The sequence below is a fragment of the Psychrobacter coccoides genome, assembly GCF_017498085.1.
GTDB classification, from domain to species: Bacteria; Pseudomonadota; Gammaproteobacteria; order Pseudomonadales; family Moraxellaceae; genus Psychrobacter; species Psychrobacter coccoides.
Window position 1 is genome coordinate 1 of sequence record NZ_JAGBKM010000079.1, and the last position, 228, is coordinate 228.

The 228-nt window shown below is 39.0% G+C and carries 1 pseudogene; it reads left to right on the forward strand.

Annotated features, from left to right (window positions below):
- Positions 1 to 36: 36 nt before the first annotated feature.
- Positions 37 to 228: pseudogene (locus J3492_RS13150) on the forward strand (RNA-guided endonuclease InsQ/TnpB family protein); the annotation flags it as partial.

Here is a 228-nt window from a genome sequence, read left to right on the forward strand (position 1 = left end):
GTTGTAAGTTAAAATTACCCTCGCCATACTAAAGGTATGAAAACCCTCAAACTACGCATTAAAGACAAGCACATAAAACAGCTGAACCAGCTAAGCGGTTCAGTAAACTTTGTGTGGAACTATGTTAATGCGCTGTGCTTTGAGCATTTAAAACGTACCGGTACGTTTTTTAGTGCTTATGATCTAAGTGAGTATACCAAAGGTAGTGGTGAGTATTTAGGCTTGCAC